This is a genomic window from Nocardioides sp. S-1144, assembly GCF_005954645.2.
Classification (GTDB): domain Bacteria; phylum Actinomycetota; class Actinomycetes; order Propionibacteriales; family Nocardioidaceae; genus Nocardioides; species Nocardioides dongxiaopingii.
This window is the reverse complement of the sequence record NZ_CP040695.2, coordinates 3161565-3177507: the sequence shown is the minus strand read 5'-3', so window position 1 is coordinate 3177507 and position 15943 is coordinate 3161565. Positions and strand designations below refer to the sequence as shown.

Here is a 15943-nt window from a genome sequence, read left to right as displayed (position 1 = left end):
GGTTGACCCTGGTCCCACCAGGCAACGCCAGCGCGTCACCCCTCGCAGCCACCCTGGCCGAGGGGTTTTTTGTTGCCCGGAGGACCCCGACCCATCCGCACCACCAGCATTAAGGAAACCCTCGGCATGACCGAACACATGACAGGCGCCCAGAGCCTGATCAGGTCGCTGGAGGCAGCCGGCGCCGACACGATCTTCGGGATCCCCGGCGGCGCCATCCTCCCGGCGTACGACCCGCTGATGGACTCCACGATCCGGCACATCCTGGTTCGCCACGAGCAGGGTGCGGGCCACGCGGCCCAGGGCTACGCCGCCGCCACCGGCCGGGTCGGGGTCTGCATGGCGACGTCCGGCCCGGGCGCGACGAACCTCGTGACGCCGATCGCGGACGCCCACATGGACTCCGTCCCGATGGTGGCCGTCACCGGCCAGGTGGGTGCCTCGATGATCGGCACCGACGCGTTCCAGGAGGCCGACATCCGCGGCATCACGATGCCGATCACCAAGCACAACTTCCTGGTCACCGACCCGGCCGAGATCCCGCGCCGCATCGCCGAGGCCTTCCACATCGCCTCCACCGGCCGCCCCGGCCCGGTGCTGGTCGACGTCGCGAAGTCCGCGCTCCAGGCGGGCACCACCTTCGACTGGCCGAGCGAGCTGCACCTGCCGGGCTACCGCCCCGTCACCCGCCCGCACGCCAAGCAGATTCGCGAGGCCACCCGGCTCATCCTGGAGTCGCGCAAGCCCGTCCTCTACGTCGGCGGCGGCACGATCCGTGCCCGCGCCTCGCGCGAGCTGCTGGCGCTCGCCGAGCTCACCGGCATCCCGGTCGTCACCACCCTGATGGCCCGCGGCGCCTTCCCCGACAGCCACGTCCAGCACCTCGGGATGCCGGGCATGCACGGCACCGTCGCCGCCGTCGCCGCGCTGCAGAAGAGCGACCTCATCATCAGCCTCGGCGCCCGCTTCGACGACCGCGTCACCGGCAACCTCGACTCGTTCGCGCCGCACGCCAAGGTCATCCACGCCGACATCGACCCCGCCGAGATCGGGAAGAACCGGCACGCCGACGTCCCGATCGTGGGCGACGTCCGCGAGGTCCTCCTCGACCTGGTCGCGGCGCTCACGACCGAGGCGGCCGCGGGCCGCACCGGTGACTTCGAGGGCTGGGTGGCCTTCGTCGCCGGCATCAAGGCGACCTACCCCCTCGGCTACGACGAGCCCGCCGACGGCGGCCTGTCGCCGCAGTACGTCATCGAGCGCCTCGGCGCGATCGCCGGTCCCGACACCGTCTACGCCTCGGGCGTCGGCCAGCACCAGATGTGGGCCGCGCAGTTCGTCCGCTACGAGAAGCCGAACACCTGGATCAACTCCGGCGGGCTCGGCACGATGGGCTACGCCGTCCCGGCCGCGATGGGCGCGAAGGTCGGCATGCCCGACACCACCGTCTGGGCGATCGACGGCGACGGCTGCTTCCAGATGACCAACCAGGAGCTGGCCACCTGCGCGATCAACGACATCCCGATCAAGGTCGCGATCATCAACAACGAGTCGCTCGGCATGGTGCGGCAGTGGCAGACGCTCTTCTACAACGAGCGCTACTCCAACACCGACCTGCACACCGGCCCCGAGCGGCGGATCCCCGACTTCGTCAAGCTCGCCGACGCCTACGGCTGCGTGGGCCTGGCCTGCGAGCGGCCCGAGGACGTCGACGCGACGATCGAGAAGGCGATGGGCATCAACGACGTCCCCGTCGTGGTCGACTTCCGCGTGCACCGCGACGCGATGGTCTGGCCGATGGTCGCGGCCGGCACCAGCAACGACGAGATCAAGTACGCGCGCGACCTCGCGCCCGACTTCGACGAGGACGAGGCGAGCCTGTGAGCCGACACACCCTGAGCGTCCTGGTCGAGGACAAGCCCGGCGTCCTGGCCCGGATCGCGGGCCTCTTCAGCCGCCGCGGCTTCAACATCGAGTCGCTCGCCGTGGGGCCGACCGAGCACCCGGAGATCTCGCGGATGACCATCGTGGTCGCCGTGGAGTCCTCACCGCTCGAGCAGGTCACCAAGCAGCTCAACAAGCTCGTCGAGGTCATCAAGATCGTCGAGCTCGACCCGACCAACTCGGTCAACCGCGAGCTCGTGCTGGTCAAGGTCGCGGCCACCGCCGAGAACCGCGGCCAGGTGCTCGACACCGTCCAGCTGTTCCGGGCCAAGGTCATCGACGTCGCCCCCGACGCGGTCACCATCCAGATCACCGGCAACTCCGGCAAGATCGGCGACTTCCTCGCCGTCCTCGAGCCCTTCGGCATCCGCGAGCTCGTCCAGTCCGGACAGGTCGCGATCAGCCGGGGCTCGCGCTCCATCTCCGAGCGCAGCCTGCGCCCGGTCACCGTTCCCGTCCCGCCCGTCGCGGGCTGAACAACCCCTACAAGAATGTGCGCGCTCGCGCCGAGAGAAGGAACCTGCAGTGGCTGAGATGTTCTACGACGATGACGCCGACCTCTCCCTGATCCAGGGCAAGAACGTGGCCGTCATCGGCTACGGAAGCCAGGGTCACGCCCACGCCCTGTCGCTGCGCGACTCCGGTGTCGACGTCCGGATCGGCCTCCAGCCCGGCTCGAAGAGCCGGGCCAAGGCCGAGGCCGAGGGCCTGCGCGTCGTCACGCCCGCCGAGGCGGCCGAGGAGGCCGACGTCGTCGTCATCCTCGCGCCCGACCAGCACCAGCGGAAGCTGTACGCCGAGGAGATCGCCCCCCAGCTCGCCGAGGGCGACACCCTGGTCTTCGGCCACGGGTTCAACATCCGCTTCGGCTACATCACCCCGCCCGAGGGCGTCGACGTCTTCATGGTCGCGCCCAAGGGCCCGGGTCACCTCGTGCGTCGCGAGTACGTCGACGGCCGCGGCGTGCCCGTGCTCGTCGCCGTCGAGAAGGACGCCTCGGGCGGCACCTGGCCGCTGGCGCTGTCCTACGCCAAGGCCATCGGCGGGCTGCGGGCCGGCGGCATCAGGACCACCTTCACCGAGGAGACCGAGACCGACCTGTTCGGCGAGCAGGCCGTCCTCTGCGGCGGTGCGTCGCAGCTGGTCATGTACGGCTTCGAGGTCCTCATCGAGGCCGGCTACCAGCCGGAGGTCGCCTACTTCGAGTGCCTGCACGAGCTCAAGCTGATCGTCGACCTCATGTACGAGGGCGGCATCGCCAAGCAGCGCTGGTCGGTCTCCGACACCGCCGAGTTCGGCGACTACGTCTCCGGCCCGCGGGTCATCACCCCCGACGTGAAGGCCAACATGGTCGCCGTCCTCGAGGACATCAAGAACGGTGCCTTCGCCGAGCGGTTCATCGCCGACATGGACAACGGCTCGCCGGAGTTCACCGAGTTCCGCAAGAAGGGCGAGGCCCACCCGATCGAGTCCACCGGGCGCGAGCTGCGCAAGCTCATGGCCTGGGTGAAGTCGCACGACTCCGACTACGTCGAGGGCTCCTCGGCCCGCTGACCGCACCCGCCCGACACAGCCGCCCCGCCACGACACGTCGTGGCGGGGCGGCTCTGCTCCGGGCCTGGTCGAGTCGGGTCGGGTCGGGCTACTTGACCTCGGAGCGCATCACGATGCGCAGGCCGACCGCCAGGGGGATGACCAGCCAGAAGAGGCTCGCGACGCCCAGCTGGGTCCACTGCTCGACCGACACGCTGCCCTCGAACAGCGGGGCCTGAGCGTAGTTGAAGTCGACCCAGGGCCGGATGTCGGCGAACCAGTCCTGGAGTCCGGCGAGGAGCTCGGTCATGACGCTGAGCACGAAGGAGTAGACGAAGTAGGCCACGATCGCGGCGGCGGAGTTGCGCAGCAGGACGCCGAGCATGAAGCCGACCAGCAGCCCGAGGACGTTGGCCAGGATGATCAGCCCGAGCTCGAGCAGCGACACGTTCCAGACCGTGTCGACGCCGGCGATCGTCGTCCCCACGACGTTGCCGAGCGCCCCGATGGCGGCGGCGACGACCATCGAGACCACGCCGACGCCGATGGCGCAGATCGCCTTGGCGGTGATCACCCGGCCGCGGTTCGGCACGAAGGTGAACGTCGACAGGCCGGTGCGCTGGCTCCACTCGCTCGTCACCGACAACACGGCGATGATCGGGAGCACGACGGCGATCGGGAAGCCGATGGCGGTGGCGAACGCCTCGTAGGTGAGCTCGGACTCGGGGGCGAAGAGGATCACCGCGCCCGTGGCGAGCGTGGCCAGGATGCCGATGCTGCACAGCAGCCAGAAGCCCGAGCGGGTGTCGAACATCTTGCGCAGCTCGACCGCGACGACCCGGCCGAGCGGGATCGCGGTGAACGTCGGGCGTGCGGGGGTGTCGGGGGTCTCGACGGCGGTGGCGGTCATGCCGCGGCTCCGTTCGTGTGGTCCTGCGTGGGGGTGGTGGACTCGCGCTGCGTGTCGGCGGTGAGCTCGAGGAACATCTCCTCGAGCCCGGCGCCCTCGGCCGGTCGCAGCTCCATCAGCGCGACGCCGGCGGCGTGCGCGACCTTGCCCACCAGCTCCGCGTCGGCGTCGGCCCGCAGGCCGCCGTCGAGGGGGGTGGTGTCGATGGCCGACTCGGCCAGCGCCCGGGCGAGGCCCGGGACGTCGCGGGTGCGGACCAGCGTGCCGGCACTGGCGAGCAGCTCGGCCTTGGTGCCGCTGGCCACGATGCGTCCGTTGCCGATGACGACCAGGTCGTCGGCGACGACCTCGATCTCGTGCAGCAGGTGGGAGGAGAGCAGCACGCTGCCGCCGCGGTCGGCGTAGGTGCGGAGCAGGTCGCGCATCCACCGGATGCCGGCCGGGTCGAGCCCGTTCGCCGGCTCGTCGAGGATGAGCGCGGCGGGCTCCCCGATGAGGGCGACGGCGATGCCGAGCCGCTGCCGCATCCCGAGCGAGTAGTGGCGCACCCGGCGCCGGGACTCGGCCGGCGTCAGGCTGACCTGCTCGAGCATCTCGTCGACGCGGGAGGCCGGCAGCCCCAGCGTGTGCTGCGCGATGGTCAGGATCTCGCGCCCGGTGCGTCCGGCGTGCTGGGCCGAGGCGTCCAGCAGGACGCCGACCTCGCGGGCGGGGTTGGGCAGGTCCGCGAAGCGGCGACCGGCGACGGTCGCGCTCCCGGAGGTCGCCGGGGTCAACCCGACGAGGACCCGCATGGTGGTGGACTTGCCGGCGCCGTTGGGCCCCAGGAATCCGGTGACCCGTCCGGGCCGTGCAGTGAAGGAGACGTCGTCGACGGCTCGGAAGCCGCCGTAGGTCCTGGTGAGGTTCTCGACCGTGATCATGTCCCGAAGCCTCGCGCTGCGACGCCCCCCGTGGCATCGGGGACGGCGCCGGAGCGCACCCTGGTCCGCGACCCCGAGACCGTCTCAGGGTGCCGGGCCGGCCGTGGCCGGCCGACCGGCCCGCCGCGAGGTCTCCGGCCGGTGCCCGGGAACAGATCGGGGTGCGTCGGCGCTGCACCGACGTGCTCATCGAGATCTGGTCCGACGTCGTGTGTCCCTGGTGCTACATCGGCAAGCGCCGGCTGGAGGAGGCGCTCGCGGGCTTCGAGCACCGCGACCGGGTCGAGGTCGAGTGGCGCTCCTTCCAGCTCGACCCGTCGGCACCCGCCGGCGCCGACGGTCCCACCGAGAGCGTCGCCGAGATGATCGGCCGCAAGTACGGCGGTGGCGCCGACGCCGGGCAGCAGATGGTCGCCCAGGTCGCGGGGGTCGCGGCCGAGGTCGGGCTCGACTTCGGCCGGCACGCCGAGGGCCTGCACCTCAACACCCGCGACGCCCACCGGCTGCTGCACGCCGCGGGCCCGCTGCGCGCCGATCTGAAGGAGGCGTTCCTGCACGCCTACTTCGTCGAGGCCCGCAACCTCGCCGACCCCGCCGTCCTGACCGAGGTCGCGACCGGCGCCGGTCTCGACCCCGACGACGTCCGCGCCGTGCTCTCCTCCGACCGGCACGACGACGAGGTGGAGGCCGACGTCCGCGAGGCCGCCGGCCTTGGTGCGACCGGCGTCCCGTTCTTCGTCGTCGACCGTCGCTACGGCGTCAGCGGGGCGCAGCCGGTGGAGGTCTTCACCCAGCTCCTCGAGCGCGCGTGGACCCACCACGCGCCCGGCTCGATCCTCACGATCGGGGCCGACGACGCGGCCGCCCCGGGCTGCGACGACGGCGCCTGCGCCGTGCCGTCGACCTCCTGAGCCGCCGGCGACCGAGCTGGCCCGGCGCGCACCGGGCACGAGACGGTCGCCACACAGGTTAGGTAAACCTATCCTTCGGGCGTACGCTTCTCGGCTGTGCTCAGCAACTTCCTGATCGGCCTCCGCGAGGGCCTCGAGGCCTCGCTCGTCGTCAGCATCCTGGTGGCCTACCTGGTCAAGTCCGACCGACGTCCGCAGCTCCGGTGGATCTGGGTCGGCGTCGGTCTGGCGGTCGCGCTGAGCGTCGGGTTCACGCTGTTCCTCGGCTTCCAGTCCCGCGCCCTCGACTTCCGCTCCCAGGAGCTCCTCGGCGGCACGATGTCGCTGATCGCCGTGGTCTTCGTGACCTGGATGATCTTCTGGATGGCCGGTGCGGCCAAGAGCATCGCCGGCGAGCTGCGCGGCAAGCTGGACGCCGCGGCCGACAGCCGGCTCTCGGTCGTCCTGATCGCCTTCCTCGCCGTCGGGCGGGAGGGGATGGAGACCGCGGCCATCCTGTGGGCCAACACCCGCGACGCCACCGGTCGTGACAAGTCCGAGGCCTTCGAGACGACGTCGACCCCGCTGGTCGGCGCCCTCCTGGGGATCGGCACCGCCGTGGTCATCGGCTACCTCATCTACCGGGGCGCGGTCTCGATCAACCTCGGCAAGTTCTTCACCTGGACCGGGGCGCTGCTCGTGCTCGTCGCCGGCGGCGTCCTGTCCTACGGCGTCCACGACTTCCAGGAGATCGACGTCCTCCCCGGCTACGGCAACCAGCTCTTCGACATCTCCGGCGTCATCGACCCGAGCTCGTGGTACGGCTCGCTGCTGGGCGGGATGTTCAACTTCACGCCCACGCCCACCGTGCTGGAGGCCCTCGCCTGGGTCCTGTACGTCGTGCCGGTGATGACGATCTTCATCCTCCGCACCCGGCCCACGAGCCGGGCGCCCGCCCCGCAGAGCCCCGCCCCCGTCAGCACCGAAGAGAAGGAAACCACCTCGTGAAGCGAATCCTCATCACCGCGGCCGGGCTGCTGGTGGCAGCCCCCGTCCTGGCCGCGTGCGGCACTGAGAGCACCGAGCAGGCCGAGGCGGGCCGCGCGTTCACGGTGGAGTCCACCGACGATGCCTGCACCGTCTCCGGCGACGAGGCCCCCGCCGGCACCCTGACCTTCGAGGTCAGCAACCAGGGCAGCGACGTGACCGAGTTCTACCTGCTCGGCCAGGACGGGCTGCGCATCCTCGGCGAGGTCGAGAACATCGGTGCCGACAGCAGCAACACCCTCACCGTCAACGCCCCCGCCGGCGAGTACTTCGCCTCGTGCAAGCCCGGGATGAAGGGCGAGGGCATCCGCTCCGCGTTCACCGTCACCGCGTCCGAGGAGGGCGAGGAGCAGCTCAGCGCCAGCGACCAGGAGCTCGTCGACGAGGCGCTGGCCGGCTACAAGCTCTACGTGCGCGACCAGTCCGCGCAGCTGCTGGAGAAGACCCGGGAGTTCGTCGAGCTCTACAAGGCCGGCGACCAGGACGACGCCGCCCGCGCGCTGTACCCCGTCGCCCGCACGCACTGGGAGCGCATCGAGACCGTCGCGGAGTCCTTCGGCGACCTCGACCCGAAGATGGACCTGCGCGAGGCCGACCTCGAGCCCGGCCAGGAGTGGACGGGCTGGCACAAGCTCGAGAAGGACCTCTGGCCCGCGGACGCGGTCAAGTACCGCGCCCTCACGCCGCAGGAGCGGGCGACCTTCGCCGACGACCTGCTGGCCAACACCGAGACGCTCGACGAGAAGATCCAGGACCTCGACTACACCATCGACCAGCTCGCCAACGGCTCGCGCGGCCTGCTCGAGGAGGTCGCGGTCGGCAAGGTCACCGGCGAGGAGGAGTTCTGGTCGCACACCGACCTGTGGGACTTCCAGGCCAACGTCGACGGCGCGCGCGTCGCCTTCGACGGCGTCCAGCCCATCGTGGAGAAGAACGACCCCGAGCTGGCCGAGACGCTGACCACCCGGTTCGACGAGCTCCAGACCCTGCTCGACGCCCAGCGCGAGGGCGACGGCTTCAAGCTCTACACCGACCTCACGCCCGAGGAGGTCAAGGGTCTCTCGAACGCCGTCGACGCGCTCGCCGAGCCCCTCGGTCGCCTGACGGCCGCGGTCGTCTGATCTCCTTCGGACCATGAGCACACCGCGCATCTCCCGACGTGGGCTCCTCGGCGGCGGCGCGGCCGCCGCCGGGGTGGCCGGCGCCTTCGCCGTCGGGCGCACCACCGCGGCCGCGGCGGCCGACGCGAGCGGCCCCACGGCCTACGCGTTCCGCGGCGAGCACCAGGCCGGGATCGTGACGCCGGCCCAGGACCGGCTGCACCTGGCCGCCTTCGACGTCACCACCGACGACCGCGACGAGCTGGTCTCGCTGCTGCGGGACTGGACCGAGGCCGCGGAGCGGATGACGCGGGCCGAGCCGGCCGGGGTGGTGGGGCCGGTCGAGGGCGACCCGCTGCTGCCGCCCGACGACACCGGCGAGGCGATCGGCCTGCCGGCGTCCGGGCTCACGATCACGTTCGGGTTCGGGCCCTCGCTCTTCGACGACCGGTTCGGCCTCGCCGACCGGCGTCCCGCGGCGCTGCGCACCCTGCCGCACTTCCCGGCCGACGCGCTCGACCCGGCCAGGTCGAACGGCGACCTGTGCGTCCAGGCGTGTGCCGACGACCCGCAGGTGGCGGTCCACGCCGTGCGCAACCTGGCGCGGATCGCGTTCGGCCGGGCCGCGGTCCGCTGGTCGCAGCTCGGCTTCGGCCGCACGTCCTCGACCAGCACGACCCAGGACACCCCGCGCAACCTGTTCGGGTTCAAGGACGGCACCGCCAACGTCAAGGCCGAGGAGACCGCCGCGCTCGCCGAGCACGTCTGGGTCGGCCACAACGACGACGCGGCGGCGGCCTGGCTGGTCGGCGGGTCCTACCTGTGCGCGCGCCGGATCAACATGACCATCGAGGTCTGGGACCGGCAGCCGCTCGTCGACCAGGAGCTCTTCGTGGGCCGCACCAAGGGCGAGGGCGGTCCGCTCTCGGGCGGCGGCGAGTTCGACGAGCCCGACTTCGACGCCGTCACCGGCACGTCGCCGTCGGTGCCGGTCGATGCCCACGTGCGCCTGGTGCACCCCGACTTCCACGGCGGGGCCCGGATGCTGCGCCGCGGCTACAACTTCGTCGACGGCAGCGACGACCGGGGTGGGTTGAACGCCGGGCTGTTCTTCATCGCCTACGTGCGCGACCCCGACACCCACTTCATCCCGATCCAGAACGCGATGGCGAGGTCCGACGCGCTGATGGAGTACCTCAAGACCACCGGCTCGGCGCTCTTCGCCGTGCCGCCGGGCACCGCCGACGGCGAGTACGTCGGCCAGGCGCTCTTCACCTGACCCCGGCCGGGTCCGGGTCTCGGTCCGGATCCGGGTCCGGGTCCGGGGCCGGGCCGAGGTCGACCACCCGCTCCACCCCGACGTCGTCGAGGAACCGCTGGTCGTGGCTGGCCACGACCAGCGCGCCCCGGTAGCCCGACAGCGCCGAGACGAGCGCGTCGTAGGAGGCGAGGTCGAGGTTGTTGGTCGGCTCGTCGAGCAGCAGCAGCTGCGGCGCCGGGTCGGCGAGCAGCACGGTGGCGAGGGCGGCCCGGAACCGCTCGCCGCCCGACAGCGTGCCGGCCGGCCGGTCGGCCCGCGACCCCCGGAACAGGAACCGCGCGAGAGCGGCCCGCACGACGTTCGGGTCGGTGCCGGGGGCCGCGGCGGCGACGTTCTCGTAGACGGTGAGCCCGTCGTCGAGCAGGTCGAGGCGCTGGGGGAGCAGCCCGACCGGGACCCGCACGTCGACCGTCCCCGCCGCGGGGGCGACCCGGCCGACGAGGGTGTGGAGCAGCGTGCTCTTCCCGGCGCCGTTCGGGCCGACCAGCGCGATCCGGTCGGGCCCGCTCACGTCGAGCAGCCCCGCGCCCCCCGGGTCGAGGGCGACGCCGTGGCGCAGCACCAGGCCGGTGGTGCGCAGCACGACCCGTCCGCGCGGCACCTCGGTGGCGGGGAGGTCGACGCGGATCTCGCGGTCCTCGCGCAGCCGCGACTCCGCCTCGTCGAGGCGACCGCGGGCCGCGTCGAGCCGGTCGTCGTGGAGGCGGCGGTACCGCGCGGCGTGCTTCTCGGACCGGTTCTTCCAGAAGTCCTTCGACCCCTTCGGCATGTTCGTGCGCTCGGCGGTCCGGGCGCCCTGCCGCTTGCGCTGGGCGAGCAGCCGCTCGGCCTCCTGCCGGTCGCCCTGCTGGCGGCGCACGTCGGAGCGGGCGGCCGTCACGGCGTGCCGGGCGGCCTCCTGCTCGGCGGCGACCTGCTCGGTGTAGGCGCGGAAACCGCCGCCGTACCAGCGCACGGCGCCGTCGCGCAGGTCGCCGATCCGGTCCACGTGCTCGAGGAGCTCGGGGTCGTGGCTGACGACGAGCAGCGACCCGGTCCACGACGCGACGACGTCGACCAGGCGCCCGCGCGCGTCGGCGTCGAGGTTGTTGGTGGGCTCGTCGAGCACCAGGACGTCGGGTCGCCGCAGCAGCTGGCGGGCCAGCCCGAGCTGGACCACCTCGCCGCCGGACAGCTCGTCGAGCCGGCGCTCGAGCGCGCCGACCGGCAGCCCGAGCCGGCCGAGGACGGCGGCGGTGCGCTCCTCGACGTCCCAGTCGTCGCCGACGGCGTCGTAGTCGGCCGGGTCGACCGAACCGGCCTCGATCGCCCGCAGGGCGCGCAGGGTGCCGGTGAGGCCGAGGAAGTCGGTGACCGGCCGGTCGGCGTCGAGGGTGAGGTCCTGCGGCAGGTAGCCGACCTCGCCCGCGACGCTGACGTGGCCCGCGCCCGGGGTGAGCTCGCCGGCCACGAGCCGCAGCACCGTGGACTTGCCGGCGCCGTTGACGCCGACCAGGGCGGAGCGACCCGGCGGCACGAGCAGGTCGAGCCCGGACAGGACGGGGGTGCCGTCGGGCCACGCGAAGGTGACGCCGGACAGGCTGATGACGCACGGGGGTGATGACATGCGGAAGCTCCCTGGATCTCGTCGCGTGAGCAGGCTCGCGGACGGGGGCGGGTGGAGGTCGAAGCGAGTTCGGGCCTCAGAGCTTCAAGACGCACGCCGTTCGTCGGGGGCAGGACGCCGGCCAGCCTAGACACCTCCCGACCGGGTGGTCCACCGAGTTCTCGTGCCGGCCAGCGGGTACTGTGGCCGGCGGCACAGCGTCGTGCGCACCCGAGCCCTGTCGTGTCCCAAACCGCCCGAGGACCGCTGTGATCCAAGCCGTCGACCGACGCTCCGTCGTGCTCATCACCGAGGAGCTGAGCCCGGCGACGGTCGAGGCGCTCGGCCCCGACTTCGACATCCGCCACTGCGACGGCACCGACCGCGACGCCCTGCTCGCCGCCGTCGCCGAGGCCGACGCGGTCGTGGTGCGCTCGGCGACCCGCGTCGACGCCGAGGTGCTCGCGGCGGCGCGCCACCTCAAGGTGGTGGCTCGGGCCGGCGTCGGCCTCGACAACGTCGAGGTGCGCGCGGCCACGATGGCCGGCGTCATGGTGGTCAACGCCCCGTCGGCCAACACCGTCTCGGCCGCCGAGCTCGCGGTCGGGTTGATGCTCGCCGCGGCGCGCCACGTCTCGCCGGCCCACGCCGCCCTCCGTGCGGGGGAGTGGAGGCGGTCGCGCTACACCGGCACCGAGCTGTACGAGAAGACCGTCGGGATCGTCGGCCTGGGGCGGATCGGCGTCCTCGTGGCGCAGCGGCTGGCGGCGTTCGGGATGGACGTCATCGCCCACGACCCCTACGTGCAGGCCGGCCGGGCCGCCCAGGTCGGTGTGCGGCTCGTCGACCTCGACACGCTGGTCGCGGAGTCGGACTTCATGTCGGTGCACCTGCCGAGGACCGCCGAGACCATCGGCCTGATCGGCGCCGAGCAGCTGGCCGCGGCGCGCCCCGGCCTGGTGCTCGTGAACGCCGCCCGCGGCGGGATCGTCGACGAGGCCGCGCTGTACGACGCCCTGACCAGCGGCCGGGTCGCCGCGGCCGGGATCGACGTCTTCGCCAGCGAGCCGTGCACCGACAGCCCCCTGCTGGGCCTCGAGAACGTCGTCGCCACCCCGCACCTCGGCGCCTCGACCGCCGAGGCGCAGGAGCGGGCCGGGATCTCGGTGGCCCGCTCGGTGCGGCTGGCGCTGGCCGGCGAGCTGGTGCCCGACGCCGTCAACGTCCAGGGCGGCGTCATCGCCGAGGACGTGCGCCCCGGCATCCCGCTCACCGAGAAGCTCGGCCGGATCTTCACCGGGGTGGCCGGCGAGGTCGCCCAGCAGATCGACGTCGAGGTGCGCGGCGAGATCACCGAGAACGACGTCAAGGTGCTCGAGCTGGCCGCGCTCAAGGGCGTCTTCACCGACGTCGTCGAGGGCGCCGTCTCCTACGTCAACGCCCCGCTGCTGGCCGCCGAGCGCGGCACCAGCGTGCGGCTGGTGGCGGAGTCCGAGAGCCCCGACCACCGCAACCTGATCACCATCCGCGGCACCCTCGCCGACGGGTCGCAGGTCTCGGTCAGCGGCACCCTGGTCGGCATCCACCAGCGCGAGCGGCTGGTCGAGGTCAACGGCCACGACATCGATCTGGAGCCGACCGACCACCTCGCCGTGCTGACCTACCACGACCAGCCCGGGATGGTCGGCACCGTCGGCCGGATCCTCGGCGAGGCCGGCGTCAACATCGCCGGCATGCAGGTCTCGCGCCACGCCAAGGGCGGCGAGGCGCTCGTCGCGCTGTCGGTCGACTCCGCGATCGGCCCCGAGGTGCTGGCCGCGATCGAGGCGGCGATGAGCGTGCGCACCGCCCGGTCCATCGACCTGGTCTGACGGCGTCCGGGGGCGTCCGCGTCCCTCCTGGTCTCCAGGGGCGCCAGGTCAGGCGACCATCACCCGCGCCGAGGACCGGGGGGCGGGTGCGGCGTCGCCCGAGACCTCGGCCCACGCGGCCGCGAGCCGCCGGACGGCGTCCTCGAGCTCGGCGGCGGGCCGGGTCCACGGCACGCGCAGGAACCGGTCGAGCCCGCCCTCGGCCGCGAACGCCGGGCCGGGCGCGACGATGAGGCCGTGCCGCTCGGCCCGGACCGCCACCGCCGTCGCGCGCGCGGCGGGCAGCTCGCACCACGCCGCCAGGCCACCGCTCGGACGACGGACGCGCCAGGTGGGCAGGTCGCGACCGAGCGCGGCGAGCAGGGCGTCGCGCTGCTCGCGGAGCCGGTCGCGGTGCCGCTGCACGACGTCGTTGGGGTGGGTCAGCAGGCGCGCCAGGACCAGCTGCTCCATCACCGGCGCGCCGAGGTCGAGGCCGAGCCGGGCCCGGGTCAGCCGCTCCATGGCGCCGTGCGGAGCCCGGATCCAGCCGAGCCGCATCCCGCCCCAGTACGACTTGCTGGCGCTGCCGAGGGTGATCGTCCGGTCGTCGAACGCCGCGAACGGGCGCGGCATCTCCTGCCCGTCGAGGGCCAGCGCCTGGTGCGCCTCGTCGACGACGCCGACGGTGCCCGCCGCCCGGAGGTGGCTCGCGTAGGTGCGGCGCTGGGACTCGGTCATCAGGTGGCCGGTCGGGTTCTGGAAGTCGGGGATCAGGTAGGCGAGCGTGGGCCGCACCTGCCGCAGGCTCGCACCGACGGCGTCGAGGTCCCAGCCGTCCGGGTCCACCGGCAGCCCGGTGACCCGCGCGCCGCTGTGCCGGATCGCGCCGACCGCGTTCGGGTAGACCGGCGACTCGACGAGCACCCGGTCGCGCGGCCCGGTGAAGGCCTGGGCCACGATCGCCGCCGCCGTCAGCGCGCCAGGGGTGACCATGACCTGCTCGGGGGCGGTGGGCAGGCCGCGGGCGTCGTACGTCGCGGCGATCGCGGCCTGGAGCCGGGGGAGCCCGGCGGGGAAGTAGCCGTGCCCGCCGAGGTAGGCCGGCAGCTCGACCGCGGCGTCGGCGTAGGCGGCGGCGATGCCGGGCGGCGCCGAGGCGGCGGCACAGTTGAGGTCGATCGCGTCGCCGTCGTCGGGGCCGGGCAGGAGCGCGCGGTCGTGGGCCCGGGACCGGCCGCCGGGCACCCGCGTGAAGGTGCCGGCCCCCTGCCGGGCCTCGGCGTACCCGCCGTCGCGCAGCAGCGCGTAGGCGCGGGTCACCGTCGTGCGCGAGACGGAGAGGGCGGCGGTGAGGTCGCGCTCGCTGGGCAGCCGGACGTCGAGCCCGATCCGCCCGTCGCCGACCAGCTCGGTGAGGGCCTCCGACAGGCCGACGTAGGCGGGGGAGCGGTCGAAGTCGCCGACCAGCGTGGCCACCCGCGCGGCCGGGATGGACTGCACCATGCAGACCACTTTCCCACGATTGGCTATCGATTCCAAGGCCAATCGGCGGCACGCTGGGTCCATGAAGGTCCGCACCACCACCCCGCACCCCCGACCGTCCCGGGCCCTGGCCGACCTCGGGCCGATCGCCCAGCTGCGCGCCGGGCGGCTCGTCCGCCGGCTCGTCCAGCTGTTCGTGGGCCTGGTGCTCTACGGCGTCTCGCTCGCGATGATGGTGCGCGGCGACCTCGGGCTGGCCCCGTGGGACGTGCTGCACTCCGGCCTCATCCGGCACGTGCCGCTCACCCTGGGCCAGGCCGTGGTGGTGATGAGCTTCGTGGTGCTGGTGCTGTGGATCCCGCTGCGCGAGATGCCCGGCGTCGGCACCCTGGCCAACGCCCTCGTGGTCGGGTTCTCCGCCGACGCGACCCTGGCCGTGCTCGAGGTCCCCGGCCCGTTCGCCGCCCGGCTCGCGCTCATGGTCGGCGGCGTCCTGGTCTGCGGCGTGGCCACCGCCCTCTACATCGGCGCCCAGCTCGGCCGCGGCCCCCGCGACGGCCTGATGACCGGACTGGCCCGCCGCACCGGCCTGTCCCTGCGCCTGGTGCGCACCGGTCTGGAGGTCACCGTGGTCCTGGTCGGACTGGCCCTCGGCGGCGTCCTGGGGCTCGGCACCGTCCTCTACGCCCTCGGCATCGGGCCGGTGGCCCAGGCCCTGATGCCGTACTTCGTCGTCGACGTCGGCGCGACCCCACCGGTCCCCGAGGTCCCCGAGGCCGGCTGAGGTCCGAGGTCAGCGACCGCGGCGCTCCTGCATCGCCGCGACGACCCGGTCGAAGCGGGCCCGGTCGAGGGTCGCCCCCTCGCGTCGCACCGCGGACGGCGCCAGCCGCAGCACGCGGTCGAGGCGCACCTCGCTGGGCCGGCCCTGGCGGTCCCAGGCGCCGGTGCCGAGGTCGAACCACGCGTCGGCGTCGTGCCGGCGGTCGTGGTCCTTGCTGGTGAGCATCAGCCCGAGCAGGTCCGCGCCGTCGACGGCCAGCACCAGCACCGGCCGGTCCTTCCCGCGCGTCGCGTCCTCCTCGTAGGGCACCCACGCCCACACGACCTCGCCCGGGTCGGCGACGCCGTTCGCGTGCGGCGCGTAGGTGACCTGCGGGGTGCCGCCGAAGTCGCCGCGGTACGCCGGCCCCGCCGGACTGGCGGTCGGACGGGCGGTCGGACGGGCCGCCGGCCGGACCGGGGCGGTCGGACGGGCCGCCGGCCGGGCCGGGGCGGTCGGACGCCGTCGCCACACCCTGCGCGCCCAGCGCGCGACCGCTCGCTCTGCCATGTCCCGAACCCTACCGACGGCG

At 73.2% G+C, this 15943-nt stretch carries 14 protein-coding genes; 9 read left to right on the top strand and 5 right to left on the bottom strand.

All coding sequences use genetic code 11. The features are described 5' to 3' along the window. The first annotated feature begins 126 nt into the window (after nucleotides 1–126). From FE634_RS14825 to ilvC, 3 genes are read left to right on the top strand one after another with little or no spacing between them, the layout of a single operon-like run. On the top strand, nucleotides 127–1884 hold the full coding sequence (locus FE634_RS14825) for an acetolactate synthase large subunit (RefSeq protein WP_137293352.1): 1758 nt from the start codon (nucleotides 127–129) through the stop codon (nucleotides 1882–1884). Beyond that, on the top strand, nucleotides 1881–2420 hold the full coding sequence (gene ilvN / locus FE634_RS14820; RefSeq protein WP_137293353.1) for an acetolactate synthase small subunit: 540 nt from the start codon (nucleotides 1881–1883) through the stop codon (nucleotides 2418–2420). Before FE634_RS14825 ends, ilvN begins: the two co-directional genes overlap by 4 nt. Before the next feature lie 49 nt (nucleotides 2421–2469). After that, entirely contained in the window at nucleotides 2470–3498 is a 1029-nt protein-coding gene (gene ilvC / locus FE634_RS14815) for a ketol-acid reductoisomerase (protein ID WP_281283795.1), read from the top strand. Nucleotides 3499–3586: 88 nt separating this feature from the next. Here ilvC and FE634_RS14810 read toward each other — a convergent pair whose 3' ends face one another. After that, nucleotides 3587–4387 carry an ABC-2 transporter permease gene (locus FE634_RS14810; RefSeq protein ID WP_138876306.1) on the bottom strand — a complete coding sequence of 267 codons (801 nt, stop codon included), beginning with the start codon at nucleotides 4385–4387 and terminating at the stop codon, nucleotides 3587–3589. Further along, a complete protein-coding gene (locus FE634_RS14805) occupies nucleotides 4384–5310 on the bottom strand; it encodes an ABC transporter ATP-binding protein (RefSeq protein WP_148240733.1) in 927 nt (308 codons plus the stop codon). The genes FE634_RS14810 and FE634_RS14805 overlap by 4 nt, the downstream gene beginning before the upstream one ends. Before the next feature lie 161 nt (nucleotides 5311–5471). Between FE634_RS14805 and FE634_RS14800 the strand changes: the two genes are divergently transcribed. The 4 genes from FE634_RS14800 (at nucleotide 5472) to efeB (ending at nucleotide 9626) form a co-directional block, all read left to right on the top strand. Next, the gene (locus tag FE634_RS14800) at nucleotides 5472–6221 is read left to right on the top strand and encodes a DsbA family oxidoreductase (protein ID WP_262347439.1); all 750 of its coding nucleotides are present in this window, start codon (nucleotides 5472–5474) and stop codon (nucleotides 6219–6221) included. A gap of 96 nt (nucleotides 6222–6317) precedes the next feature. Beyond that, on the top strand, nucleotides 6318–7208 hold the full coding sequence (efeU, locus tag FE634_RS14795) for an iron uptake transporter permease EfeU (RefSeq protein WP_148240732.1): 891 nt from the start codon (nucleotides 6318–6320) through the stop codon (nucleotides 7206–7208). Next, on the top strand, nucleotides 7205–8368 hold the full coding sequence (gene efeO, locus FE634_RS14790; protein ID WP_222847586.1) for an iron uptake system protein EfeO: 1164 nt from the start codon (nucleotides 7205–7207) through the stop codon (nucleotides 8366–8368). Before efeU ends, efeO begins: the two co-directional genes overlap by 4 nt. Before the next feature lie 13 nt (nucleotides 8369–8381). Beyond that, nucleotides 8382–9626: an iron uptake transporter deferrochelatase/peroxidase subunit gene (gene efeB, locus FE634_RS14785; RefSeq protein ID WP_138876305.1), complete on the top strand. Its 1245-nt coding sequence runs from the start codon at nucleotides 8382–8384 to the stop codon at nucleotides 9624–9626. On the opposite strand, the gene FE634_RS14780 is transcribed toward efeB, so the two are convergent. After that, nucleotides 9619–11274 (bottom strand): ABC-F family ATP-binding cassette domain-containing protein, encoded by a 1656-nt coding sequence (locus tag FE634_RS14780; RefSeq protein ID WP_148240731.1) that lies wholly within the window; start codon nucleotides 11272–11274, stop codon nucleotides 9619–9621. The genes efeB and FE634_RS14780 overlap by 8 nt on opposite strands. Nucleotides 11275–11552: 278 nt before the next feature. On the opposite strand from FE634_RS14780, the gene serA reads away from it, so the two are divergent. Continuing rightward, complete coding sequence (gene serA / locus FE634_RS14775) at nucleotides 11553–13124, top strand: phosphoglycerate dehydrogenase (RefSeq protein WP_262347438.1); 1572 nt, start codon at nucleotides 11553–11555, stop codon at nucleotides 13122–13124. A gap of 48 nt (nucleotides 13125–13172) precedes the next feature. Here serA and yczR read toward each other — a convergent pair whose 3' ends face one another. After that, nucleotides 13173–14609, bottom strand: a complete 1437-nt coding sequence (gene yczR, locus FE634_RS14770) for a MocR-like transcription factor YczR (RefSeq protein WP_138876304.1) — start codon at nucleotides 14607–14609, stop codon at nucleotides 13173–13175. Between the two features lie 61 nt (nucleotides 14610–14670). Between yczR and yczE the strand changes: the two genes are divergently transcribed. Continuing rightward, nucleotides 14671–15372 carry a membrane protein YczE gene (yczE, locus tag FE634_RS14765; RefSeq protein WP_148240730.1) on the top strand — a complete coding sequence of 234 codons (702 nt, stop codon included), beginning with the start codon at nucleotides 14671–14673 and terminating at the stop codon, nucleotides 15370–15372. A 9-nt stretch (nucleotides 15373–15381) separates the two neighbouring features. Here yczE and FE634_RS14760 read toward each other — a convergent pair whose 3' ends face one another. Continuing rightward, nucleotides 15382–15921, bottom strand: a complete 540-nt coding sequence (locus FE634_RS14760) for a type II toxin-antitoxin system PemK/MazF family toxin (protein WP_187366715.1) — start codon at nucleotides 15919–15921, stop codon at nucleotides 15382–15384. Nucleotides 15922–15943 lie beyond the last annotated feature (22 nt).

Bases quoted from the DNA above. Each gene is read 5' to 3' on its own strand.
- FE634_RS14825 (WP_137293352.1), top strand. From the start codon at position 127: ATGACCGAACACATGACAGGCGCCCAGAGCCTGATCAGGTCGCTGGAG.
- FE634_RS14810 (WP_138876306.1), bottom strand. From the start codon at position 4,387: ATGACCGCCACCGCCGTCGAGACCCCCGACACCCCCGCACGCCCGACG.
- FE634_RS14805 (WP_148240733.1), bottom strand. From the start codon at position 5,310: ATGATCACGGTCGAGAACCTCACCAGGACCTACGGCGGCTTCCGAGCC.
- efeB (WP_138876305.1), top strand. From the start codon at position 8,382: ATGAGCACACCGCGCATCTCCCGACGTGGGCTCCTCGGCGGCGGCGCG.
- FE634_RS14780 (WP_148240731.1), bottom strand. From the start codon at position 11,274: ATGTCATCACCCCCGTGCGTCATCAGCCTGTCCGGCGTCACCTTCGCG.
- yczR (WP_138876304.1), bottom strand. From the start codon at position 14,609: ATGGTGCAGTCCATCCCGGCCGCGCGGGTGGCCACGCTGGTCGGCGAC.
- yczE (WP_148240730.1), top strand. From the start codon at position 14,671: ATGAAGGTCCGCACCACCACCCCGCACCCCCGACCGTCCCGGGCCCTG.
- FE634_RS14760 (WP_187366715.1), bottom strand. From the start codon at position 15,921: ATGGCAGAGCGAGCGGTCGCGCGCTGGGCGCGCAGGGTGTGGCGACGG.